28 protein-coding genes are annotated in these 22,782 nt (G+C 57.3%); 12 read left to right on the top strand and 16 right to left on the bottom strand.

Annotated features, from left to right (window positions below; translation table 11 throughout):
- Positions 1 to 5 precede the first annotated feature (5 nt).
- The 5 genes from AAF739_03600 to AAF739_03620 all read right to left on the bottom strand — a co-directional run bounded on the left by AAF739_03600 (position 6) and on the right by AAF739_03620 (position 2,978).
- Positions 6 to 356, bottom strand: coding sequence for a tRNA-binding protein (locus AAF739_03600; protein ID MEM6381733.1), 351 nt, complete (start codon positions 354 to 356; stop codon positions 6 to 8).
- Positions 353 to 1,057 carry a TetR/AcrR family transcriptional regulator gene (locus AAF739_03605; GenBank protein MEM6381734.1) on the bottom strand — a complete coding sequence of 235 codons (705 nt, stop codon included), beginning with the start codon at positions 1,055 to 1,057 and terminating at the stop codon, positions 353 to 355. Before AAF739_03605 ends, AAF739_03600 begins: the two co-directional genes overlap by 4 nt.
- A gap of 54 nt (positions 1,058 to 1,111) precedes the next feature.
- Positions 1,112 to 1,954 carry a pyrroline-5-carboxylate reductase gene (gene proC / locus AAF739_03610; GenBank protein MEM6381735.1) on the bottom strand — a complete coding sequence of 281 codons (843 nt, stop codon included), beginning with the start codon at positions 1,952 to 1,954 and terminating at the stop codon, positions 1,112 to 1,114.
- Positions 1,955 to 1,960: 6 nt separating this feature from the next.
- Positions 1,961 to 2,461: a YbjN domain-containing protein gene (locus tag AAF739_03615; protein ID MEM6381736.1), complete on the bottom strand. Its 501-nt coding sequence runs from the start codon at positions 2,459 to 2,461 to the stop codon at positions 1,961 to 1,963.
- 256 nt (positions 2,462 to 2,717) lie between these two features.
- The gene (locus AAF739_03620; protein ID MEM6381737.1) at positions 2,718 to 2,978 is read right to left on the bottom strand and encodes an accessory factor UbiK family protein; all 261 of its coding nucleotides are present in this window, start codon (positions 2,976 to 2,978) and stop codon (positions 2,718 to 2,720) included.
- Between the two features lie 193 nt (positions 2,979 to 3,171).
- On the opposite strand from AAF739_03620, the gene lgt reads away from it, so the two are divergent.
- From lgt to AAF739_03645, 5 genes are all read left to right on the top strand, one after another.
- A complete protein-coding gene (lgt, locus tag AAF739_03625) occupies positions 3,172 to 4,008 on the top strand; it encodes a prolipoprotein diacylglyceryl transferase (protein ID MEM6381738.1) in 837 nt (278 codons plus the stop codon).
- Positions 3,995 to 5,083: an SAM-dependent methyltransferase gene (locus AAF739_03630; GenBank protein ID MEM6381739.1), complete on the top strand. Its 1,089-nt coding sequence runs from the start codon at positions 3,995 to 3,997 to the stop codon at positions 5,081 to 5,083. The genes lgt and AAF739_03630 overlap by 14 nt, the downstream gene beginning before the upstream one ends.
- Positions 5,084 to 5,101: 18 nt before the next feature.
- Positions 5,102 to 5,875 carry a peptidoglycan editing factor PgeF gene (gene pgeF / locus AAF739_03635; protein ID MEM6381740.1) on the top strand — a complete coding sequence of 258 codons (774 nt, stop codon included), beginning with the start codon at positions 5,102 to 5,104 and terminating at the stop codon, positions 5,873 to 5,875.
- A gap of 73 nt (positions 5,876 to 5,948) precedes the next feature.
- Complete coding sequence (locus AAF739_03640) at positions 5,949 to 6,836, top strand: hypothetical protein (protein ID MEM6381741.1); 888 nt, start codon at positions 5,949 to 5,951, stop codon at positions 6,834 to 6,836.
- A gap of 102 nt (positions 6,837 to 6,938) precedes the next feature.
- A complete protein-coding gene (locus AAF739_03645; GenBank protein MEM6381742.1) occupies positions 6,939 to 7,874 on the top strand; it encodes a ribose-phosphate pyrophosphokinase in 936 nt (311 codons plus the stop codon).
- 8 nt (positions 7,875 to 7,882) lie between these two features.
- Here AAF739_03645 and AAF739_03650 read toward each other — a convergent pair whose 3' ends face one another.
- Both AAF739_03650 and chrA read right to left on the bottom strand, forming a co-directional pair.
- A complete protein-coding gene (locus AAF739_03650) occupies positions 7,883 to 8,182 on the bottom strand; it encodes a hypothetical protein (GenBank protein MEM6381743.1) in 300 nt (99 codons plus the stop codon).
- 50 nt (positions 8,183 to 8,232) lie between these two features.
- The gene (chrA, locus tag AAF739_03655; GenBank protein MEM6381744.1) at positions 8,233 to 9,552 is read right to left on the bottom strand and encodes a chromate efflux transporter; all 1,320 of its coding nucleotides are present in this window, start codon (positions 9,550 to 9,552) and stop codon (positions 8,233 to 8,235) included.
- 618 nt (positions 9,553 to 10,170) lie between these two features.
- Between chrA and AAF739_03660 the strand changes: the two genes are divergently transcribed.
- From AAF739_03660 to AAF739_03680, 5 genes are all read left to right on the top strand, one after another.
- Positions 10,171 to 10,815, top strand: coding sequence for a 50S ribosomal protein L25/general stress protein Ctc (locus tag AAF739_03660; GenBank protein ID MEM6381745.1), 645 nt, complete (start codon positions 10,171 to 10,173; stop codon positions 10,813 to 10,815).
- A gap of 47 nt (positions 10,816 to 10,862) precedes the next feature.
- On the top strand, positions 10,863 to 11,603 hold the full coding sequence (pth, locus tag AAF739_03665) for an aminoacyl-tRNA hydrolase (protein ID MEM6381746.1): 741 nt from the start codon (positions 10,863 to 10,865) through the stop codon (positions 11,601 to 11,603).
- 15 nt (positions 11,604 to 11,618) lie between these two features.
- Complete coding sequence (gene ychF / locus AAF739_03670) at positions 11,619 to 12,716, top strand: redox-regulated ATPase YchF (protein ID MEM6381747.1); 1,098 nt, start codon at positions 11,619 to 11,621, stop codon at positions 12,714 to 12,716.
- 69 nt (positions 12,717 to 12,785) lie between these two features.
- Positions 12,786 to 13,544 carry a dienelactone hydrolase family protein gene (locus tag AAF739_03675; GenBank protein ID MEM6381748.1) on the top strand — a complete coding sequence of 253 codons (759 nt, stop codon included), beginning with the start codon at positions 12,786 to 12,788 and terminating at the stop codon, positions 13,542 to 13,544.
- Between the two features lie 30 nt (positions 13,545 to 13,574).
- Positions 13,575 to 14,177, top strand: coding sequence for a cobalamin biosynthesis protein CobQ (locus tag AAF739_03680; protein ID MEM6381749.1), 603 nt, complete (start codon positions 13,575 to 13,577; stop codon positions 14,175 to 14,177).
- Positions 14,178 to 14,187: 10 nt separating this feature from the next.
- Here the strand turns inward: AAF739_03680 and AAF739_03685 are convergent, their stop codons facing one another.
- The 5 genes from AAF739_03685 to petA all read right to left on the bottom strand — a co-directional run bounded on the left by AAF739_03685 (position 14,188) and on the right by petA (position 17,971).
- Positions 14,188 to 14,397, bottom strand: a complete 210-nt coding sequence (locus AAF739_03685) for a DUF2892 domain-containing protein (protein ID MEM6381750.1) — start codon at positions 14,395 to 14,397, stop codon at positions 14,188 to 14,190.
- A 92-nt stretch (positions 14,398 to 14,489) separates the two neighbouring features.
- A complete protein-coding gene (locus AAF739_03690) occupies positions 14,490 to 15,041 on the bottom strand; it encodes an adenine phosphoribosyltransferase (protein MEM6381751.1) in 552 nt (183 codons plus the stop codon).
- Between the two features lie 142 nt (positions 15,042 to 15,183).
- Positions 15,184 to 16,026, bottom strand: a complete 843-nt coding sequence (locus tag AAF739_03695; protein ID MEM6381752.1) for a cytochrome c1 — start codon at positions 16,024 to 16,026, stop codon at positions 15,184 to 15,186.
- 31 nt (positions 16,027 to 16,057) lie between these two features.
- Positions 16,058 to 17,353, bottom strand: coding sequence for a cytochrome b/b6 (locus tag AAF739_03700; protein ID MEM6381753.1), 1,296 nt, complete (start codon positions 17,351 to 17,353; stop codon positions 16,058 to 16,060).
- A 39-nt stretch (positions 17,354 to 17,392) separates the two neighbouring features.
- Positions 17,393 to 17,971 (bottom strand): ubiquinol-cytochrome c reductase iron-sulfur subunit, encoded by a 579-nt coding sequence (gene petA, locus AAF739_03705; protein MEM6381754.1) that lies wholly within the window; start codon positions 17,969 to 17,971, stop codon positions 17,393 to 17,395.
- Positions 17,972 to 18,303: 332 nt separating this feature from the next.
- Between petA and AAF739_03710 the strand changes: the two genes are divergently transcribed.
- Both AAF739_03710 and hemF read left to right on the top strand, forming a co-directional pair.
- A complete protein-coding gene (locus AAF739_03710) occupies positions 18,304 to 18,771 on the top strand; it encodes a tRNA (cytidine(34)-2'-O)-methyltransferase (GenBank protein ID MEM6381755.1) in 468 nt (155 codons plus the stop codon).
- Between the two features lie 40 nt (positions 18,772 to 18,811).
- Positions 18,812 to 19,747: an oxygen-dependent coproporphyrinogen oxidase gene (gene hemF / locus AAF739_03715; protein ID MEM6381756.1), complete on the top strand. Its 936-nt coding sequence runs from the start codon at positions 18,812 to 18,814 to the stop codon at positions 19,745 to 19,747.
- 23 nt (positions 19,748 to 19,770) lie between these two features.
- Here hemF and AAF739_03720 read toward each other — a convergent pair whose 3' ends face one another.
- From AAF739_03720 to AAF739_03735, 4 genes are all read right to left on the bottom strand, one after another.
- The gene (locus tag AAF739_03720; GenBank protein ID MEM6381757.1) at positions 19,771 to 21,018 is read right to left on the bottom strand and encodes a CCA tRNA nucleotidyltransferase; all 1,248 of its coding nucleotides are present in this window, start codon (positions 21,016 to 21,018) and stop codon (positions 19,771 to 19,773) included.
- Positions 21,015 to 21,269: a DUF6111 family protein gene (locus AAF739_03725; GenBank protein ID MEM6381758.1), complete on the bottom strand. Its 255-nt coding sequence runs from the start codon at positions 21,267 to 21,269 to the stop codon at positions 21,015 to 21,017. The genes AAF739_03720 and AAF739_03725 overlap by 4 nt, the downstream gene beginning before the upstream one ends.
- A gap of 11 nt (positions 21,270 to 21,280) precedes the next feature.
- Positions 21,281 to 22,003, bottom strand: coding sequence for a CoA pyrophosphatase (locus AAF739_03730; protein ID MEM6381759.1), 723 nt, complete (start codon positions 22,001 to 22,003; stop codon positions 21,281 to 21,283).
- A gap of 69 nt (positions 22,004 to 22,072) precedes the next feature.
- Positions 22,073 to 22,630 carry a DUF1285 domain-containing protein gene (locus tag AAF739_03735; protein ID MEM6381760.1) on the bottom strand — a complete coding sequence of 186 codons (558 nt, stop codon included), beginning with the start codon at positions 22,628 to 22,630 and terminating at the stop codon, positions 22,073 to 22,075.
- Between the last annotated feature and the right edge of the window lie 152 nt (positions 22,631 to 22,782).

The following is a 22,782-nucleotide window of genomic DNA, read 5'->3' on the forward strand; positions in this document are numbered from 1 at the left end:
CCTTTTCAGTACATCCGCCCGCCATTTGGCACAGATTGGGTCGGCTCCAGGAGAACGACCTCACCTTCAGTGTCCGAAACACCCAAGGTCAGCACTTCAGACATGAACGGACCAATTTGGCGGGGTGGGAAGTTCACGACGGCCATGACCTGTTTACCCAGCAAACCTTCAGGCGTGTAATGCGCCGTGATCTGAGCCGAGCTCTTCTTGACCCCGATATTGTCGCCAAAGTCGATTTTCAACTTAAAGGCGGGTTTGCGTGCTTCCGGAAAGGGCTTGGCTTCGACGACCGTACCAACGCGAATGTCGACCTTAAGAAAATCGTCGAAAGAGATCGTTTCAGGCAACTCGCTCATGCGGCTTGGCCGGTCGTCGCATCCTCGTTTGCGCTCCCTGCACTTTCGCCATCACGCCGACGGTCCATTGCAGCGCGCAGACGGCAGAGCGGACCGCCGGTTGGACCGCCCTCCCCGCGCATCAGTGTCACACTGCGATCAATGTCACGCATTCTGCGTTCCGCTTGTCGCAACGCCGTGTCCAGCGATGCCATGGTCTTGGCTTGCCCGCCTTCCTCTTCCGCCAAAAACACGCGCATCGTGCGCTCATGCAGGCGCAGCAGACCTGTCAAGACCAAGCCGCCGCGGGCCCCTTCAACATCAAGGTCGGCTCTGACCGCCATACGCCGCATCGAGCGTGACGCAATGCGCGCCAGCTCAAGCATAAGCGCGGGGTCACGCCGTGCATCCTTTTCCAGTTGGATCAATGCCAGCTTGTAAGGTAGCAGCGCGTCGTACCGGCGCATAAGCACATCAAACAACCGCTCACGAGCGGGTTCATCACCCATATCTGGGTCGTCGTCAGCGAGGACGATCTCATCGATCCGTGATGCAAAAGCGTCCAACAGTTCGGTCTTTTGCGAGAACGTCATGACAAGCTTGGCGAGTGGGACGTTCGCCTCGTCCGCCACTCCACGAAGCGTGACCGAAGAAAATGACTCGGTCACCAGTAAATTCATGAACGCATCAACCGTTTTTGTGGACTGCGCCTTGGTCAGCATGGTTAGCTCCGAAATGAATAATGAACAGCTCTAATCCGATTACGAGTTGCACCTCTATTCAGATGACGCCAACTCCGCAGACCGGTCTGCCGCCGCTTGCACGGTCGCGGCAAGTAGGTCCGCCAAGGCTCCGCTATCGCGCAACACCTGCAAACCCGCTTGGGTGGTTCCGCCCGGAGAGGTAACATTCTCTCGCAAGGTGGCAGCATCTTCATCACTGGCTGACAGCAATGCTCCCGCACCAACGACCGTCTGCCGGGCAAGTGTCATGGCGGTGTTTGCTGGTAGACCCAGCTTCTCACCGGCGGAAGCCATCGCTTCAACCAAATGGAAGACATAAGCTGGGCCCGATCCAGACAAAGCTGTGACCGCGTCCATGAGCGCTTCAGCATCCACCCAAACCACCGAACCCACAGCCTGCATCAGCGCTGCAACACGTTCACGTTCTGCTGACGAAGCTGATGAGGCAAAGCACGCCGTGATTCCCTCCCCGACCGCTGATGGTGTGTTGGGCATCGCCCGGACGACCGTTGACCGCGGAAGAGCGGCCCTGAGCGTGCTGGATCGCACGCCTGCCGCAATCGATACAACGACAAGATTATCGCGATCCAGAGCTTTAACGGATGCCAGCGCGCTCGCCATGATCTGGGGCTTTACGGCAAGCAGGATAATCGATGGCTTTTTGATCCCAGCGCTCTCAACCGAAACGCAAACGTCGACCCCTTTGTCTATCCAGGTGCCTCCGCCCTGGGCGAAGATCGGGTCAACAAGTGTAATCTCACCGGCTCGATATCCGCGAGCCAACCAGCCGTCGACCATGGCGGAGCCCATCTTCCCCGCTCCGATCACCATGATGGGCTGGATGCTATGAGCCGATGAACCGGCGCCCCCGGTCATGCCTTGCTAGGCCTCGCCAGCCGTCTCAAACAGAGCGTCGGAAAGGGCGTCTTGCGCGTTTTTTCCAGCCCAGACGACATATTGAAAGGCCTCGTAGTACCGTTCGCAGGTATCAACTGCAGCCTCCAGCATGCAGGCGCATTGCTGGGAATTTGCATCTGCCCCACCGCTGAGCAAAAGGGTTGCCCGGAAAATAATTGCTGATTGTTCACGCCAAAGATCAAAGTGGCCAAGCCACAGCTGTTCATTAACCAGCGCGAGCAGCTTTGTGACCTCAGCCAGCCGGGTTGTTGGCACCTTAAGGTCGAAACCACACGCGAGGTGCAAGGCCTCGTTCTCTTCCATCCAAGAGAACGACACGTGGTAAGGGGACCACGATCCCTCAACGGAGATGGTGATTTCGTGATCGCTCGAACGCTCAAATGCCCACTCGTTAAGAGAAGCAAGCTGTTCCACCACATCAACAGGGTGAACCAAGCGATCAAGCTCGAGATCGGCAAGCGACATGCACACTATCCTTCCGGCCCGCTAGAAGGCTGGTATTTGGCGCAACCGGATCGTCAGATGCCAATTGAGCGCCAACAAACGAGCGGATCGCTGCGCGAACACCGCCCGAATCTTTTTACAGTTTGGAGTATAGCTTTACGGCAAAGCCGCGGCACCAGCCACGCAAGCCAGGCGCCTGACTTATCCGTGAACAATTCCACCTTATCGTGTGGAACACCGCGCCAACTGGGCGTTTGCAAGCGATTTAGCGCGTTGATTAACCTGCTTTTTCGCTTAGTTTCGCTTCAAGCGCGTCAACGCGTTTGGCAAGTTCCACGTTTTCTTCGCGCAGGGTCGTCAGCATATCGCGAAGTGTCTCAATGTCTTCTTCGCGAGCGAGATCCATCGTCGCCAGAGCCCGCTCCATCTGACCCCGCGCGACAGTTTCAACCTCGCGGCGCACGCCGTCAGCCAGCCCTGCCGCATCTGTCATCAGGCGGCCAAGATCGTCGAGCAGTCGGTTGTTGGGTCCTGTCATCGATTTCAGTCCTTCTAAAGACGGGTTCGTATGCCAAGCACGACACACATGACTTTCACGTATTTGATATGGTTTGCGCCTGTCGATCATGCAAGACGATTGACAGGTCGCACAAGCGGGCATGCGGCCACAGCCCATGTAATGTCCTTGCAGGCCTGAGCCAAACAACCAACGGTTTGAAGGAAGAGAAACGCTGTCCCTTACGACCTTACCCGCGATCGCATTTCCGGTCATTGACCCAGTTCTGATCCAAATTGGTCCCCTCGCCATTCGTTGGTACGCCCTGGCCTATATTGCAGGCCTTGTTGGCGGGTGGTGGTATGTGCGCCGTTTGGTGCGGCGGCCGTCTTTATGGGCCAAATCAGCCGCACCCTACACGCCGGCGGATATCGATGACTTCCTGACTTGGGCAACGCTCGGGGTCATTATCGGCGGACGGCTTGGTTACGTGTTGTTTTACGAGCCCGACCGGTTCCTCGCCGAGCCCGCCGCCATTTTATATGTCTGGCAAGGTGGAATGGCGTTCCATGGCGGTCTGCTGGGCGTGATCGTTGCGATGATCGCCTTCGCGCACAACCGGGGCCAAAGCGCGCTGAGCCTGTTTGATGTCATCGGGGCGGCAGCGCCGATTGGCCTGTTCTTTGGACGCATCGCCAATTTCATCAACGCGGAACTATGGGGCCGTCCGACCGACCTGCCTTGGGGGATGGTATTTCCGACCGCAGACGAGCAGCCGCGCCATCCTAGCCAGCTTTATCAAGCGTTTGGGGAAGGGTTGGTGCTGTTTGCTATTTGTGCCGTCGCCATCGCGCTTGGCGGTCTCAAGAAGCCCGGTCTTGTCGGCGGCCTGTTTACCGCAGGGTATGGCTCCGCCCGATTTCTTGCCGAATACGTGCGGGCGTTTGACCCGCAAATCGGGTTGCTGTTCGGCGTGCTTACGATGGGACAGCTACTGTCACTGCCAATGATAGCGGTTGGGCTACTCATGATTGCATCAGCCCAACGCCGCACCTCCCATGAACCCGCTTGATGCACTCATCAGCACAGAGATTGAAACGACCGGGCCGATAACGGTCGGCCGATACATGCAGCTTTGCTTAAGCCACCCCAAGTATGGCTACTACACAAGCAAGCAGCCGCTCGGGGCACAAGGCGATTTCACCACCGCACCTGAGATCAGCCAGCTGTTCGGGGAGCTGGTGGGCGTTTGGCTTGTCACCGTCTGGCGCGCACTCGGCCAGCCAAGTCCGTTTGCATTGGTCGAGTTGGGACCGGGTCGCGGAACACTGATGGCCGATATCCTTCGGGCGGTAGCGGTCGACCGCGCATTTACTGATGGTTGCAAGGTCCACCTGGTCGAACTGAGCAAACCCCTTCGCGACCTTCAGTCCAAAACACTGCAAAGCTCTTCGATCGCGCCCACATTCCACAGCGACATCGCTTCACTTCCCAAGCTGCCAACTCTCTTCGTGGCAAACGAGTTTTTCGATGCCCTGCCGACCAACCAGTGGGTGCGAACAGACAGGGGCTGGAATGCCAGAAAGATCGGCCTGGACGCGGACAACAAGCTTACCTTCGGTGTTGATCCAACGCCGTTGCCAGCCCCACCAAAGCTCATTCGAGAAAACGCGGCGCTTGGTACGATCGTCGAACACAGCCCGGCGCAAGACACTATCATGGGTATGATGGCAGATCGCATCGTCCGCTACGGGGGGGCCGCTCTGATCACCGATTATGGCAGCTTGAGCACCGGTTTCGGGGACACGCTGCAAGCCGTCCGAATGCATCGACCTGCTGATCCGCTAGACGATCCTGGAGCATCTGATCTGACAACCCAAACCGACTTCGGCCATTTGCGCAGCAAGGCGATTGATGCTGGCGTTCGAACGACAGCTTGGTCCGCCCAAGGGGACTTCCTGATCGCGATGGGACTTTTGGAACGGGCGGGGGTGCTGGGCGCCAACGCCGGCCCCGAGGAGCGCGACGCCATAAGCGCTGCGGTGGAGCGGCTTGCATCGGATGCGGCGATGGGCAAGCTATTCAAGGCCATGGCCCTCGCCAGCAAAGAAATCCACTTACCTGGCCTTATTGTTGTCAACGACTAACGGAGTACATTCGGTCATATGAACGCGACTCCGCCATATCTGACCGCGCCTACCTTCGAGCCAATCCAGGGGGTTCGGCACGCCTTCTTCACGCGGCAAGGCGGAGTTTCGGATGGACTTTACGCAAGCTTGAACGGCGGCATCGGTTCAAACGATCGACGAAGCAAAGTCTTGGAAAACCGAGAGCGCATGAAAGCAGCTTTGGGCGGCGAGGCGCTGCTTACAGTCTATCAGCACCACAGCACGACCAGCATACGGACCGCTGCGGCGTGGGAAGCGGGATGCGCACCGCGCGCGGACGCCATCGTGACCGCAAAACCTGGACTTGTCGTCTGCGCTCTGGCGGCCGATTGCGGCCCAGTGTTGTTTGCCGACCCCCATGCAAAAGTTGTCGCGGCCGCTCATGCCGGTTGGAAAGGCGCCCTTGATGGGGTGTTGGAAGCAACTCTCGAAGCGATGGAAGCGGAGGGGGCAACACGAGATCGGATCATCGCCGTACTTGGTCCATGCATCAGCCGGAACGCCTACGAGGTCGGGCCGGAGTTCAAAGCGCGTTTTGTGAGCGCGAATATCGCGAATGACCGGTTTTTTGAACCGTCGCAGCGCGCGAACCATTCCATGTTTGATCTGCCCGCCTACATCCTCGCGCGACTGCAAGCAGCTGGCGTAGCAGCTTCAACGCTGGACCGATGCACGTATGGCGAACCTGACCTGTTCTACAGCTACAGACGCTCCACCCATCAACGCGAACCCGATTACGGCCGGCTGGTTAGCGCCATCATGTTGACATAGGCACCCGCAATAGGGCCAAAACGATTGTTGTTGGACATCCAGCGCAACCGCGCGCCGTAGAAGCCTGTGTACCATGCGTTTTTTCTTCCTCTCCGTCGGTCTGCTCGCGCTTACCGCTTGTGCGTCGGTTGAGGGTCCAGGTTCACTCGGTCGTGTGGGGGCAAGCAGCCCTGCCACCACTCAGCCGCCGGTCGCGCAGACAGCGCCCTTACCCGCACCGGTCTCGTCGCAAGCACTCAACACACCCGGGCAAGCAGCGCCGAGCCTTTACAGCAATCAGATTGGTGCCGAAGGCGCTGAGTCGATCTTCGCATCACCCGGTCAGCCATCTGGCGATCCACTCGTCAGCCCGCAAGTCAACGCAGGGGTGTCATCTCAGTCTTCCGGTTTGACCTTGGAAGATTTCTCAAGCATCGATCCTCGTCTCGTGCCAGAAAACGACCCTTTTGCTGACGAACGTGAGGCGCAAACCCTGAATACGCTAGGCGCCAACACCTTCGGGGACGGGACGCAGCGATCCATGGAAGACTCAGTTGAGCAAAGTCTCACTGGACAGGCGACCCCTGGACTTCTGCAGCCGGCAAGGCCCCAGTATCCCCGCGCTTCGCTGGCGCCGATTTCAAGCGCGCCAGAACCACAGTCCACCCAGCTTTTCGATGCGTTAGACGATGTGATGTTCGAAGGTGGTATGCAACTCGCGTTTTTTGGCGATGACACAGCCCAGTTTGTGGTGCGCTCGCAACTAAGCGCCATACCGTCAGATACGAGCACCCAAGTCTTGTACACCTTTGACGTTTTTGACGCGCGGGGGACGCTGCGCCACCGCGTGGTTGGCAGTTTGGCGGTTCCACAATCTGGCCCCAATGGATGGGATTTCGTCAATCCAGCAGCCATTACGACGATCGCGCGCGACGTTGGGGGTCAGTTGCTGCCGTGGTTCCGGTTAAATCCACAGGGATAAGGGCCAAGCGCGGCGAGAGAAAACCCGCCAATCGGTTTATGGACTCTCGCGGCACGCTTGATTAAAGGCACCCCCAAGCGGCTCGCGCAGGATGACATTTTCATGAAACTTGTATCTGGCAACTCAAACTTGCCCCTGTCGCACGCTATTGCCAACTATTTGGATGCATCGCTTTGCAAAGCGGACGTCAGACGCTTCGCAGACCTCGAGATTTTCGTCGAGATCGAGGAGAACGTTCGCGGCGAAGACGTCTTTGTGCTCCAGTCGACCAGTTTCCCGGCAAACGACAACCTGATGGAGTTGCTGATCCTAATCGACGCGCTTCGTCGATCCTCGGCCAAACGGATTACCGCCGTCATCCCCTATTTCGGTTATGCCCGGCAAGATCGACGGACGGCGGGCCGAACACCAATATCCGCCAAACTCGTCGCCAACCTGATCACCGAAGCCGGCGCCGATCGTGTGCTGACGCTCGATTTGCATGCCGGGCAAATTCAGGGCTTTTTCGACATACCCACCGATAATCTTTTTGCCGAACCTGTCATCTCCAGGGACGTCATGGACAACTATATCGCCAACGGTCCGGTCGCCGTGGTTTCGCCCGACGTCGGCGGGGTTGTTCGCGCCCGTGCGATCGCCAAACGGATCGACGCACCACTGGCTATTGTCGATAAACGCCGGGATCGCCCCGGCGAGTCGGAGGTCATGAACGTTATCGGAGACGTGCAGGGCAAGTGCTGCTTACTGGTTGATGACATCGTCGATTCAGGCGGTACGCTGTGCAATGCGGCCGATGCCTTGCTGGGAATGGGTGCCACACAAGTATCAGCGTACATCACTCATGGCGTTTTGTCGGGCGGTGCCGTGGCCCGGGTCTCCGGCTCCAATCTGAAGGAGTTGGTCATTACCGATAGCATCGTGACAACCGAGGCGATCAAGACGGCCCACAACATCCGGGTGATCACAGTCGCGGGCCTGCTTGGGGAAGCAATCAACCGGACGGCTTTGGAAAAGTCTGTTTCCAGCCTTTTTTCCTAGCCGCCGCCTCAGTCCAAACGCACAACCCGACGCAGGAAGCGCGTGTCATCAAAAATCAGGCGTACCGTGTCCCCCACACTGAGAGGGTGAGACTGGGAAAACCCTTCGATCAAACGATCAAGGATCATGCCATTGGCGAGCCTGAAGGTGCCGCGCCGCGGGCCGTGCGCGACTATCTGGGTATCGATGATGTAGACCTTACGATCCCAATAAGGGAGCGCATTTGCCTGAGGCTGCGGCCCACATACCGCACCCAGAGCAATCAGAAGAACTGCAAGTCTGAAGCTAAAGGTCCGTACAGCCAGCATTATTCAAACTCCCCGACATCCAAGGGCCAAGAGTAGTCCAAGTTACAAAGCTAGAAAAGCAGACGGGCAACAACACCGGCAAAACCGCAAAGAGCAATGGTCGTCAGCAGCTGCACCCGTAAACCAAACAGAAGCACAGCAGCGAGGCTCACTATTGCAAGCGCAAGAGCATTGAGAGTGCTCAAGTCAGGTGCAGGCAAGCTCATCGGCCCGAACGATACCGTCGCAACCTCTGCGAACAGGACTTGCAAGGCAAACCAAACGCCCAGTGATGCGATGACGCCAACCACAGCAGACGTGACCCCGCGGAGGGCATTCTTAAGCCAGACAATCTCCCGTGAACGCTCAACAAAGGGCGCACCAAGAAAAATCCAGACGAAACACGGCATGAATGTCACCCATAGGGTCACACATGCGCCAAGTAGTCCGGCAAGGACGGGGTCAATGGCTAAACCTGCATTTGCGGCAGAGACAAAGCCGACGAAAACCAACACGAGGATCAAGGGTCCGGGCGTCGTTTCGGCGAGACCCAGCCCGGTGACCATTTCAGCCGTCGACAACCAAGCAAAATCCTGCACCACGACCTGTGTGATGTAGGCAAGCACGGCGTACGCACCGCCAAAGGTAATGATAGCTGTCCACGAGAAGAACAAGGCCTGTTGCGCCCAGATGGACTGAGCGCCCGCAAGGGCGACCAAACCCAAAACAGGAGCAAGCCATAAGCCTGCGCAAATCGCCGCCGCACGCATCGACGCCGCTTGCTGATCCTTTTCAACCGCAGGTGAAACGCCCTTGCCTTGAGGTTCGCCACGCCCCCAAACCGCGACCCCCAAACCGGCAGCCAAAGCGATAACGAGTGGAAACGGCAAGTCGAAGACGTACAAGCCGATAAAAGCGGCAACAGCTAAGGCAACGGAGAGTGGAGACGTCAGAGTTTTCTGCGACAGTTTCAAAAGCGCTTGGACGACAAGAACCAGAACAGCCGACTGAAGCCCAAAAAGCAGACCTTCAACGGCAGGGACATCGCTAAGCGTGATGTAGAGCGTAGCCAAGGCCACAAGCACAAAGAAACCCGGCAGGACAAACAAGGCGCCCGCGACCAAGCCGCCCCGCACCCCGCCAGTCAGCCAACCGATATAGGTTGCGAGCTGCATAGCCTCTGGGCCAGGCAAAACCATGCAGTAATTCAAGGCATGCAGGAAACGCTCATCATTGAGCCACTTCTTTTCGTCAACGATGACACGATGCATCAAAGCGATCTGCGCGGCGGGCCCTCCAAACGAGAGCAAGCCCACACGCGCAAAGGTGCGGGTGATCTCGCTCGTGGTGATGTTGGGAACTTCGGGAGTACTTACCGTTGCATCAGTCATGGCTGGGCTCCCATCGCGGGGTGGAGGGCCCGGTGGGCAGCCCTGCCGACTTCCATGCCGTCAACCCACCTTCAAGGTACATCGCGTCGAAGCCAAGACAACGCGCAACTATGCAGGCGGACTGGCTCACTGAATGGCCGTAGACACACACCATGACAAGCGGATGAAGGAAGCTTCGCGATCCCCGCAGCTGCGATAGCCTTGCGGGGATCAACCAGGGTGGAAGCCACTCAGCGCCAGAAATCGTGTCAGGTTCGCGTTGGTATGCCGTCTCGCGCCGAACATCAAAAATTAAGGCACGCTCAGAGGGCAGCTGAAACAAGGCCGGCACCGAGATCGCAGTGGCGGTGTTGGACACCACTCGAGATTTAATGGACAAGGCCATTCTCCTCAAACACCAAAGAGGAGCGGCACTTGGGTTCGGTGGAACCACATTGGGGCGGCCACTGGAGGCCCCATTGCTAGCGGGGCTATACGTAAGGCCCGACGATGGCAAGGCGTTGCATCGAAGGGCAAACGGCGATATGCACTGCCGTCCGCGCCAGACACCCCTGGAGGCAAGCGCGGTGAGCACGCCGGACTACCCGGCAGTTTTTATTGCATTTCTGGAGATATGCTATGCGTGAGAGCTACGAATTGGCTGGCACGCGGCGCGAACGGGTCGGCAAGGGAGCCGCCCGTGCATTGCGACGCGAGGCTCAGCTACCAGCCGTCATTTACGGTGACAAGAAAGACCCGATTCCCGTTGCCCTGCCCTATAAGGAAGTGAATCTGCTGATACATGGCGGCGGCTTCATGACCACGGTCGGGACCATCAATGTTGATGGAGAGCAGCATCAGGTTATCGCCAAGGATTATCAACTTGATCCAGTCCGCGATTTCCCGATGCATGTCGATTTCCTGCGGGTTGCCAAGGGCGCCGTGCTAACCGTCAATGTTCCGGTGCACTTTCTCAATGAAGAAACCAGCGTTGGGCTCAAAGCTGGCGGTGTGCTGAACGTTGTCCGCCACGAGGTGGAGCTCAACTGTCCTGCAAACGCGATTCCCGAGTTCCTTGAGCTTGACCTCGAAACGGCTGAGCTAGGCGATACGCTGAACATCTCGAACATCACTTTGCCTGACGGTGCCGAACCAACCATCACCGACCGCGATTTCGTGATCGCAACCATTGCTTCGCCGGCTGGCCTGAAGAGCGAGGACGATGACGCTGAAGGCGCCGAAGATGACGGCGCCGAAGCCTCTGAGGATAGCGCTGAAGAGTAAGCGGCGCCCATTGCTTCTCTGCCTGTAAGGGCGTTGGAGACAATCCGATGCAGGTAATCGTCGGTCTTGGTAACCCTGGCGCTCAATACGCGCGCAACCGCCACAATATCGGCTTTATGGCAGTCGACTCGATTCATGAGCGTCACGGCTTTTCGCCGTGGCGTTCACGTTTCTCCGCCGAAACCGCCGAAGGGCGGATTGGCAGCCAAAAAGTGCTCCTGCTTAAGCCGACGACTTTTATGAACCTGTCCGGTCAGGCGGTGGGAGAGGCGCTGCGCTTTTACAAGCTCGACCCTTCCGACGTTAGCGTGGTTCACGACGAACTGGACCTCGATCAAGGCCGCACACGCATCAAGCGCGGCGGTGGCCATGGTGGGCACAACGGTCTCAAGAGCCTCGACACACATATTGGCAAGGACTATCGCCGTGTTCGCTTGGGCATTGGTCATCCCGGCCACAAAGATCTTGTGTCAGGCTACGTGCTTAAGGACTTCCCAAAGGCGGACGAACAATGGGTCGAAGCGCTGTGCGACGAGCTCGCGCGATCAACAGACTTACTCATCGAGGGTAAGGATAGCGATCTCAACAGCCGCTTGAACGAGGCGACTGTATCGTTTCGTCAGAGCACGCCGAACGATGCAAAGGTTGCTCAGAAGACTGCCGCAGCGAAAGGGCGCTCGCACATCCGCCAGGCGCGCGTGCCGAGCGCCAACACACCTCAATCGAAGGTCCCTGAAAAAGGGCCCATGGCCGACATGCTGAGAACGCTGTTTGGCACCAAAGACTAAGAACGGACCATTGCGATGGGTTTTAAATGCGGCATCGTTGGCCTGCCCAATGTCGGCAAGTCCACACTGTTTAACGCGCTGACGAAAACCGCTGCGGCGCAGGCGGCAAATTACCCCTTCTGCACCATCGAGCCGAATACTGGCGACGTCGCTGTGCCAGACCCACGGCTCGCGGAGATTTCGATCATCGCGCAGTCAAAAGAAGTGATTCCGACCCGGATAACATTTGTCGATATCGCGGGCCTTGTGCGTGGTGCAGCTTCCGGCGAGGGATTGGGCAACCAGTTTCTCGCCAACATCCGGGAAGTCGATGCCATCGTGCATGTGGTCCGGTGCTTCGAAGATGACGACATCACCCATGTCGATGGAAAGATCGATCCGCTAGCCGACATCGAGACCATCGAAACCGAGCTGATGCTCGCCGATCTCGAAAGCCTCGAAAAGCGTGTGATAAACACACGCAAAAAGGCCTCCGGCAAGGACAAAGAAGCGTTGGTTGTGCTTCCCATCATGGAGGCGGCGCTCACCATGCTTCAACAGGGCAAGCCGGCACGGATGGTCGAACGGACGCCGGAAGATGAGAAAGCGTTTCGCGGCCTGAACCTCCTGACATCCAAGCCGATCCTCTATGTCTGTAATGTTGAGGAAGACGCAGCCGGAGATGGCAACGCATACTCCGCTAAAGTCCAGGACCATGCTGCGGCGACGGGCGCGCGCGCCGTGGTGATCTCAGCAGCCATCGAGGCGGAGGTCGCGGTTCTGCCAACCGATGAACAAGCCGAGTTTTTGGAAACACTGGGGCTTAACGAAGCGGGTCTCGATCGCCTCATTCGGGAGGGATATGCCCTGCTGGGTCTTGTCACCTATTTCACCGCGGGACCCAAGGAGACGCGCGCTTGGACCGTTACCACGGGTACCAAGGCGCCGCAGGCAGCCGGTGTCATCCACACGGATTTTGAGCGTGGCTTCATCCGCGCCCAAACCATTGCCTTCGATGACTATATCTCCCTGAAGGGCGAAGCGGCCGCAAAAGAGGCTGGCAAGGCGCGTGATGAAGGCAAGGAGTATGTCGTCCAAGACGGCGACGTGCTTCTGTTCAAGTTCAACACATGACATTCATCTGGCAGGCGTCTCGAAGCGCACTACCTATTTCGCGGTCACCCGCCGGAAAAGGAAATCGCCATGCGCCCGTTTGTAGCCTCCACCTTTCTCATCACCTGCGCGTTTGCAGCGTCGACCGCCAACGCCGAAATCGTTGGCGAAACCCACACCTACACGATTGGGGATCTGACCTTCGAAGGCTATGTCGCGACGAATACCGCGCTGGAACAGGCAAAGGGTACAGTCCTTATCGTCCACGATTGGGATGGTCTGACAGACTATGAGATGCGCCGCGCCGATATGCTCGCGGCGCTGGGCTACACCGCATTCGCCATTGATGTGTATTCAACAGACGTGAACCCGCAAGGGTTTGAAGAGTATCGCGCCGCTTCCGGCGCCATGTACGCAGATCGCGAGACCTTCCGTGAGCGCCTGCTTGGTGCCGTCACTGAAGCATCCAACATCGCGGGCGGCACCGATAACATCATCATGATCGGCTACTGCTTTGGCGGTGCGGCGGTACTCGAAGCTGCTCGGGCCGGCGCCGATGTCGATGGATTTGTGGCTTTCCACGCCGGTCTGGGCACACCGGAAGGTCAGGACTGGGCATCTGTCGCAGCGCCCATTCAATTCCACCACGGTACCGCTGACCCCGTATCGGGGATGGCAGACTTGGCGCAAACGCTTGATGAACTTGAAGCCGCCGGTGTCAATCATGCCGCGAGCATCTACGGCGGCGCGCGTCACTCGTTCACGGTGTTCAACTCACGAGACTATTTGCTCGAAGCCGACCAAGCGTCCTGGGCTGGCCTCCAGACCTTCTTGACAGAGCAGCTCTAGGCCTGAGCTCCGGCAGCGATAAGAGAAGTCGTGAACACCCAGACGCATTTTCTTGTCGCTGCCGCGCTGTTTGCAAGGCCGAACGCGCCACGCCGAAACATCGCGTGGGCGGTCGGCGCGTTTCTGCCCGATCTGGCAATTTTTGGCCTCTTTGCGTGGGCGCTGGTGACGGGCACACCCCAAAACGAGCTTTGGAGCCGAATCTATTTCTCTGAGCCGATGCTGACGCTAACGGCGATTGCGAACTCCGCTCCGCTGTACGTTGCTATTGCTCTGTTAGGCTGGTTCTGGGCTCAGGCAAGGGCGGGCAAAAGCGTGGACACCTTGCCCGCCCTAACTGTTTTAGGCCTCGCTGCATTGAGCCATCTTGCAGGCGATCTTCCAGTCCATGTGGATGATGCTCATCCACATTTCTGGCCACTGACAGATTGGCGCTTCCGTTCGCCGATATCCTATTGGGATGGCAACCACTATGGTCGTGAGTTCAGCTTGTTCGAGGCCTTACTCGGGATCGGGCTCGCAGTCTTTCTTTGGCGCCGTTTCGCAAGCATATGGTTCCGCGCTCTTCTTGCCTTATGCATCGCCGCGTACCTGATTGTGCCGTTATTTTGGTGGTTGCAGTTCGGCGGGTAACGTCAGCCGACTAGGCGGACTTCTTCGAGCAGGTCGATAGACCCAGTATGGAGTAGCCCGGGCACGTCCGCAGAAGCCCTGTTGTCGCCACGAAGAAGCCCAGGTAGCCGACGCCCTTCCAAGCGATTTCCTCCGGCCCAAAGACTGCAAACGCGACCATGGCAACACCGGCCACTACTCTCAGTAGGCGGTCGAGCTTTCCGACATTTGTTTCCCACATTGCAATGCTCCCCCTGTTGCTGTCGCTGCCTCAAGCACGTTTAGAACGGCCATGCATTGCGAAATATCAGGCTCGCTATCGTGGCCTGCACATCAGTCGCCCTCAAACTCCAAGAGCGCGTTCACGGGCACACCAAGCGCCTCAATTTTCTTCGCGCCACCGAGATCCGGGAGATCAATCACAAAGCACGCCGCAACAACCTGGGCGCCAATCGATTGCAGGAGTTTGATCGCGGCCTCCGCGGTACCACCCGTGGCAATCAAATCGTCAACAACCAGTACCTTCTCACCTGGACCGACGGCGTCTTTGTGCATCTCCATCTCATCGATGCCGTATTCAAGAGAATACGCGATGCGCACGGTCTCGTGCGGCAGCTTTCCCTTTTTACGGATCGGAACGAACCCAGCCGAAATCTGATGCGCGACAGCGCCACCCAGAATAAAACCCCGAGCCTCGATACCAGCAACCTTGTCGATCTTATGCCCTGCATAGGGCTGCACAAGCTGATCAACCGCACGCCGGAAAGCACGAGCATCACCAAGCAAAGTGGTTATGTCGCGAAACTCAATGCCGGGCCTCGGATAATCAGAGATTGTTCGGATTGCTTGTTCCAGAATGGGATCAGGTGCAGGCGCCACAGACATTGTCCTCAGCTCGGTAAAATCGACAGGCGTCGCACCCTATGGCCGTCTCACCGCATTGGAAAGCGCATGGCTGGCTTTGTCCGAACATAAAAAAGGGCCGCCCGATGGCGACCCTCCACTATTGCAAGACCGGCGCGGTTGATCAGTGCTCGATTGTGCTCCAGACCCGGCGCTTGGTCGCGTAGACCAAACCGCCAAAGATCAAAAGGAAGGCCATCACGCGAAAGCCCATTTCCTTACGGGCGTTAAGGTGCGGCTCGGCGGCCCACATCATGAAGGCTGAAATGTCCTTGGAGTACTGGCTAACCGTCTCCGGAGATCCATCCTGATAGGCGTGCATACCGTCCCACAACGGCTGTGCCATTGCGATATACTCACCGCCCGCAAAGTAGGGATTGTAGTTGCCGCTCTGGCCTTCCGGGTTGACGTGATCAGGATCATAACCAGTCAACAGGGAATAAATGTAATCCGGCCCATTCTCAGCGTATCCCGTGAAAATATCGAACACGAAGTTCGGGAAACCGCGGGTTGGAGCGCGCGCTTTGGCGAGCAGTGAAAAGTCTGGCGGATAGGCACCCATCGCAGCAACCGCAGCTTCCCGGTTCGGGAACGGCGTTGGAAAGCGATCAGATAAACGCGCCTCACGCTCAAACATATCTCCAAAGCTATCTGGCCCATCTTCCACAAAATAGGTCGATGCGATGGCGCGAACCTCGGCCTCCGAAAACTCTGGCCCACCGGGCTCCATGAGGTTACGGAATGCGATGCGGCTCAAAGCGTGGCATGCAGAACAGTTTTCCGAGAAAATCTGGAACCCGCGCTGAAGTTGGGGGGTATCGTAAGTGCCGAAAATGCCGGCGAACGACCAATCCTGTTCGCGCGGCGCTTTCCCGCCACCGGCAGCGAGCGCAGCCGATGCCGGAAGGATCGCCACCAAAGCGGCGACCAGCACGTTCTTGAAGGTCCGGCTTGGGAAGTAAGCCATTTATTTCGTCTCCTTAAGGAAGCTCAACCAATCAACCCTTCGTTTCAGGCGCTGCAGTCGCCCCAGCGGGCTGACCTGCACCTGAAGCAATTGGGCGCTTGGAAGACTTCTTGAGAACTGCTTCGGTGATCGAGGCCGGGAGAGGCTTTGGCGTCTCAAAGAGACCCAGCACCGGCAGAATGATCAGGAAGTAAGCGAAGTAATAGACGGTGCCAATTTGCATGGCGGGAACGTACCAGCCCTCGGCTGGCTTCGAGCCCAACCATCCCAGCCAAACGGCGTTGATAGCAAACAACCAGAAAGCGGTTTTGAACCAGACCGAGCGGAAGGCGCCGGAACGAACCTTCGAGGTGTCGAGCCATGGCAGGAAGAACAGCACCACAATCGCGCCAAACATTAATAGCACGCCGCCCAACGCAGACGGTACTGCGCGCAGGATCGCGTAAAATGGCAGGAAGTACCACTCAGGCACGATATGGGCCGGCGTCACGAGCGGGTTCGCCGCAATGTAATTGTCCGCGTGACCCAAATAGTTTGGCAGATAGAAGACAAAGTATGCGAACACCGCGAAAAACACGATCATCGCAAACAAATCTTTGACCGTCGCATATGGGGTAAATGGCACAGTGTCGGATTTCTGCTTGACCTCCACGCCGGTGGGGTTGGTCTGGCCTGTCACGTGCAGGGCCCAAACGTGCAGAATAACTACGCCGAGGATCATGAACGGCATCAGATAATGCAGTGAGAAGAAGCGGTTCAACGTCGGATTGTCGACAGCAAATCCGCCCCACAACCATTGCACCAGCGTGTCGCCAACGATCGGGAACACCGAGAAGAAGTTCGTGATAACCGTCGCGCCCCAGAAGGACATCTGGCCCCAAACAAGCACGTAACCCATGAACGCAGTCGCCATCATCAGGAGGAAGATGATCACGCCAAGGATCCAAAGAACCTCTCTCGGCTCTTTGTAAGACCCATAATAGAGCCCACGGAAGATGTGGAGGTAGACGGCGATAAAGAACATCGACGCACCAACCGCGTGCATGTAACGCAACAGCCAGCCGTAGTTCACATCCCGCATAATGTGCTCAACAGAGTTAAACGCCATGTCCGCATGCGGCGTGTAATGCATCACAAGCACAATGCCGGTCACGATTTGCGAGACCAGCATAATCATCAGGATGCCGCCAAACGTGTACATGTAGTTGAGGTTCCGAGGGATCGGAAATTCAACAAATTGGCCGTGCATCATCCGCACGATCGGAAGACGCGCATCGAGCCAACGCTCAACACCCGTCTTAGGAACGTAGCTTGAAGGTCCAGACATAAAATATCTCCTCAGAGATGATAAGATTGTCCGCCGGTATCAGCCGATGCGGATGGTCGTGTCAGAAATGAATTCGTAGGTCGGTATCGCAAGATTTTCCGGGGCCGGGCCGCGCCGAATCCGTCCGGCGGTATCGTAGTGAGACCCATGACAAGGGCAGAACCAGCCCCCAAAATCACCGGCTTCGGAAAGCGGAATGCAGCCCAGATGCGTACAAACACCCGTCATCAGAATGAATTCCGGACGATCGGCAAGCGAACGGTTTTCGTTCGTCGCTGTCGCTGCCGGGTCTACCTCAAGACGCGCATTCTGGTCGGGCAGTTCGGAAACTTCGACTGCTTCTGCTTCCGCAATCTCTTCCTCAGTGCGGTACCGAATGAAAACCGGCTTGCCCCGCCACATGACCGACACCTGGTCGCCAGGCTGCATGGATCCGATGTCAACTTCACTTGTCGACAAGGCCAATGCGGAGGCATCAGGGTTCATCTGCGCAATAAAAGGCCACGCGAGTGAGCCTACGCCGATTCCTCCCATCGCGATTGTCGCAATGTAAAGAAAATCCCGCCGTGTTGGCTCGTCACCATCGGGATCTGGGGAAATATCAGTTTGTGTCGACAAGGTCCTAATCCTCAGCAGAAAATCGAGTTGGCATACGCCTTTGTCCGCATCCTGCTACCCATTTACTTTAGAATGGTTACATAATTCAAATTGGCTCTGTGGTCAGTCTGGCAATTCGCCGCATTCCATGGCTGTTGGAGCAATCTTTCAGCGCGCCAAAAGTCTCAATGCAACACCTCTCGGCGGGACAAATGTGCAAGTTTTTTTGCTCCTGAGAGCTAGGCATCTTATCCAAGCGATGCGATACCCCAGCCTGTGACAGACATTAGTCTGTACGCAATTTGGTTCGCTATGGTTCACGCCCGCTATCACCCCGAAAAGTACCGCGTTTTATGGTAGCACTTGCACTGTTTCAGCCTGAGATTCCCAGCAATACCGGCGCATTGATGCGCTTGTCAGCGTGCCTCGATATACCGTTGCACATAATAGGCCCGACCGGTTTCGTGATGACGGATCGGGCGTTGCGGCGGGCTGGCCTCGATTATCGTGATAATGCCCAAACCCACCTCTATCCCGATTTCGATGCTTTTTCCTCCGCCATGGCGTGGGATCATCCGCGCCTTGTTCTGATGACAACGCAATCTCACGTCCCTTATCATGACCACCGCTTTGAAGCGGGCGACGTCATCGTTATGGGGCGCGAATCGTCCGGGGCACCTGAGTGGCTACACCAACGTGCTGATGTTCGTTTGTGCGTTCCTATGGCTCCAAACCAGCGCTCACTGAACCTCAGCATCGCAGCAAGCATCGTCATTGGCGAAGCTTTGCGGCAAACCAATGCGTTCCCCGGTCACTTATGATCAGCCAAACAAAGCATACACCGAACGAAGCCCGACCCTCATGACAAGCTTTAAACCGATCTTCTCGCCAGACGCTCTGCCGGCACAGCTGCCTGATGACACCGAAGACAAAAAAAATCTCGCCAGGACCTGGTTCGAACAGTTACGCGACCGGATCGTCGGGGCGTTTGAGCGCATCGAGCAGGATGCAGACGGAAAACCCGGCACAGAAGGCCACGCCGCTGGCCAATTTGAGCTACGCCCCCACGAAAGGACGAACCATGACGGGACCGCAGGGGGCGGCGGCGTCATGGGGCTGATGAAGGGAAGAATTTTCGAGAAGGTTGGCGTTCACATATCCACCGTCCACGGGACCTTCGCACCCGCCTTCCAGAAGCAAATTCCTGGTGCCGCAGACGACCCTCGTTTTTGGGCGTCGGGCATCTCGCTGATCGCCCACATGCGCAATCCGAACATACCAGCGGTGCATATGAATACGCGCATGGTTGTAACGACGAGGCAATGGTTCGGTGGAGGCGCAGACCTCACGCCCGTGCTTATGGCCCGCAGAACACAAGACGACCCCGATAGCCTAGCATTTCATCAGGCGATGGAAGATGCGTGCGACGGGCATGAGCCAGCAGACTATGCCGCGTTCAAGGCTTGGTGCGACGACTATTTTTATCTACCGCATCGCGACGAAGCGCGCGGCATAGGCGGCATTTTTTATGACTATCTGCATTCTGGCGATTGGAACGCCGACTTTGCCCTGACCCAGTCAGTGGGAACCGCTTTTGCCGACATTTACCCAAAGCTCGTCCGCGACAATTGGGACAAGCCATTCAGTCAAGCGCAACGGGACGAACAATTGGTCCGGCGCGGGCGCTATGTTGAGTTTAACCTGCTGTACGACAGAGGCACAATTTTTGGCTTGAAAACCGGCGGAAACGTCGATGCAATCCTATCGTCAATGCCGCCAGAAGTGCACTTTCCCTGACAAATCCTGCCAGTCTTTTCCCTTCAGCTTTTCAAGACATCCAAGAGTTCATCACGGCCCATTTGAAAGTCGGACGCCACCCAGGCTCCTTCCATCATACTAAGCGCAGCACCGAGCTGCGGGCCCTGCTCGATCCCGCGCGCAACAAGATCCGAGCCACTCACCGGAAGACTGGGCTTTTTCCAAGTACGGCTTTGCTTGAGCACATCGGACAACACGGCAACCAATGCAGCCGGTAAGGGCTGCTCAGGATCCGCGTCCAAAGATGCAGCGCCACGGAGGATGGCGGCATCAATGATGGCGCTTGCCCCGTGCTGGTAAAGGGACAGACGCAGCTTGGCCGGCTCGGAAAGCCGATCAATATTAGCATCCTCGATCGCAGAGCGCACATTAAGCAGTGTTTTGCGCTCTACACCCGATAGCCTCAGACGCTCGGCAAGCGCGTTGGTTCTATCCGGACCAAAAGGGTTCAACAGGACTAGGAGCCGCCGGAGTGGCTCCACCGGCGCTTCCAAGGCGCTCTCCAGGCGCTGCAACCGCGCGAAACCGTCCATGTCGCCGCTTTCGGGCAGGATGATCTGATACACCCCGCATTGGCGCATCCACAAAAGCGCTCGGCCTGCATCGGGTGCCGAAAGCAATTTCTTCAACTCTGACCAAACCCGCTCCGCGGAAAGCTCGCGCAGACCATCGCGTTTGTTGACGATGGCCTTAATGGCATCCCGGTCAGGCGCACCTCGACCGTACCAGCCGTAAAAACGGAAAAACCGCAGTATCCGCAGATAGTCTTCGGTGATGCGCTGAACAGGATTGCCGATAAAGCGTAACCTACGCGCCTCGAGATCATCGAGACCGCCAACCGGGTCGTGCAGCGTGCCGTCCGCAGAGACGTAAAGCGCATTCATCGTGAAGTCGCGACGCACAGCGTCGTCGCCAAGATGGCGGGAAAAGGCCACAACCGCGCGACGCCCGTCCGTCGCAACATCCTTGCGAAGTGTCGTGATTTCAAACGGAACGGAACCCACCACCAGCGTGACCGTTCCATGGTCAATCCCAGTCGGTACAGCTTTGATCCCGGCTGTCTGGGCGCGTGCGATTACCGCTTCAGGGACGGCTTGCGTTGCGATGTCGATATCACCAACGGGCTCGCCAAGAAGGGCGTTACGAACGCACCCTCCCACAAGCCAAGCCTCGTCTTCGTCCTGCTGGACAGCGTCGAAGACAGTGCGGACGCCCGGACGCTCAAAGAGCGCGCCGATTGCGTCGGTCATTCGGTAGGCTCGATAAAGCGACCTGGTACGATCTCGCCATCGACAATACGTGGCGGCTCATATTGACCAGTGGTCCCGCCCGTCTCGAACTGCGCCAGCGTGATCATGGAGACAAAAACGAGGGCCACACCGCTTCCAAGCAGCCAGTAAAACGGTACATCCGTCCGCTTGCCTCGAACCGTCGTCCAAAGCAAATACAGCGCGAACGGAACAAGAAACAGCGCCAGATTGATCACAGCGATACGAAGCACGGAAAACCACCTTAGTTTGTCAGAACCCGACTGGACATGTGGTGAATGATTCCTGCCGTCAAACCCCATATGCGACGATCACCATATTGATAGGTGTAAAAGAAGCGCTCCGCACCTTCAAAAAAGCGGCTTGTCTTCGATACGTTTCGCGGATCGAGCAAAAAACGCAGCGGCACAAAAAAAATGTCAGCAACCTCTGCAGGATTGGCGACCAGCGGCGGCCAGCCATCAACCAAAGACACCACTGGGTAGACCCGGTAACCGGTTCGGGAGGCGTAGCTTGGCAAAAAGCCCTTCAGCGATCCGGCGTCTTGATCGAGACCCACCTCCTCGAACGCCTCGCGCACCGCAGCCTCTTCAGGCGCCTCGCCAGGATCTATTCGGCCACCAGGAAACGCAATCTGCCCAGCATGTGACGACAGGTTAGCCGTCCGAACGGTCATCACAACCTCCGGCTCTGCCGCGTTGCGGTTTATCGCTATGAGGACCGCCGCCGGCTTGAGTGGTTGTTGCACCAAGCGACCAGAAAAGTCGGGGTTCAAAACATGATCACCGCTCGGATCGGGAACCGTGTTGGTCGGCCGCTCACCTGAGCTGAATATCGCTGGAGGATGTGTCACCGGGATGAGCGGCTTGAGAAGCAGGCTTTCAAAGAGCCTATCGAGCAATTGCGCACCGGACAGCGCAGAAAGACTATCGACCTTTGCGGCTTGCGACCTGCTCACGTTATCCATGAATAGTATATCCGGCGACGTCCGCCTGCCCTCTCCCGCGGCAGCAAACAATACAAGGGCTGGCCTTCGTCAAACGAGTGTAATGGGAAAGACTTCGCCGCCTGACCGAAGGATTGGCTGCTCATCGGAGAAGCCTACCAAGCGGTCATCGCTCAATATCGCCATCGTCGTGGAACGGTTGATCAAGGCTTCAATACGGCCGCGCACCAGAGCGTAGGGTTTGATGCCACCGGTCTCCGGCTCAACCTCGAAGCGAATTGGATGCTCTGAACCTATCTCCAGAAAATCATCCATGTTCGTTCGCAAGGCCAGAACGGGGCCATCCTTGGTATCTCGAATTGCGTGATCGACACCGATCAGCGGCGCGTCATCAACCGCGATGGCTAATTTCTCATGTGGCGTGACCAAATAGGTCACGCCGTCTTCGTCCTTGCGTAACAGTGAGGAAAACAGCCGCGCCAAGCGCGTACGATTGATTGGACCCCCTTCATGATACCACGTCCCATCCGCAGCGATTCGTATGTCGATGGACCCACAAAGGGGCGGATCCCAGCGATCAACGGGCGGTGTCCGCCGACCAGAACCGGCGGCGAATAGGAGAGTCTCAAACGGCGTTAGCGTGTCCATAGGAAAGAGTGTCGTGCTTTTTTGCCTTCAAGGAAAGAGCGTAATTGCCCGATATGTTTCGTGTGTGGCGCTGTGCGCTTTCAAATAACCTGTCGATGACACCTTAGCGCTCTATGTGCACAGCCAAGCTCAAAAGACATTGAGCTTTGTCA

Source organism: Pseudomonadota bacterium, assembly GCA_039024915.1.
GTDB lineage: Bacteria > Pseudomonadota > Alphaproteobacteria > Rhizobiales > MH13 > MH13.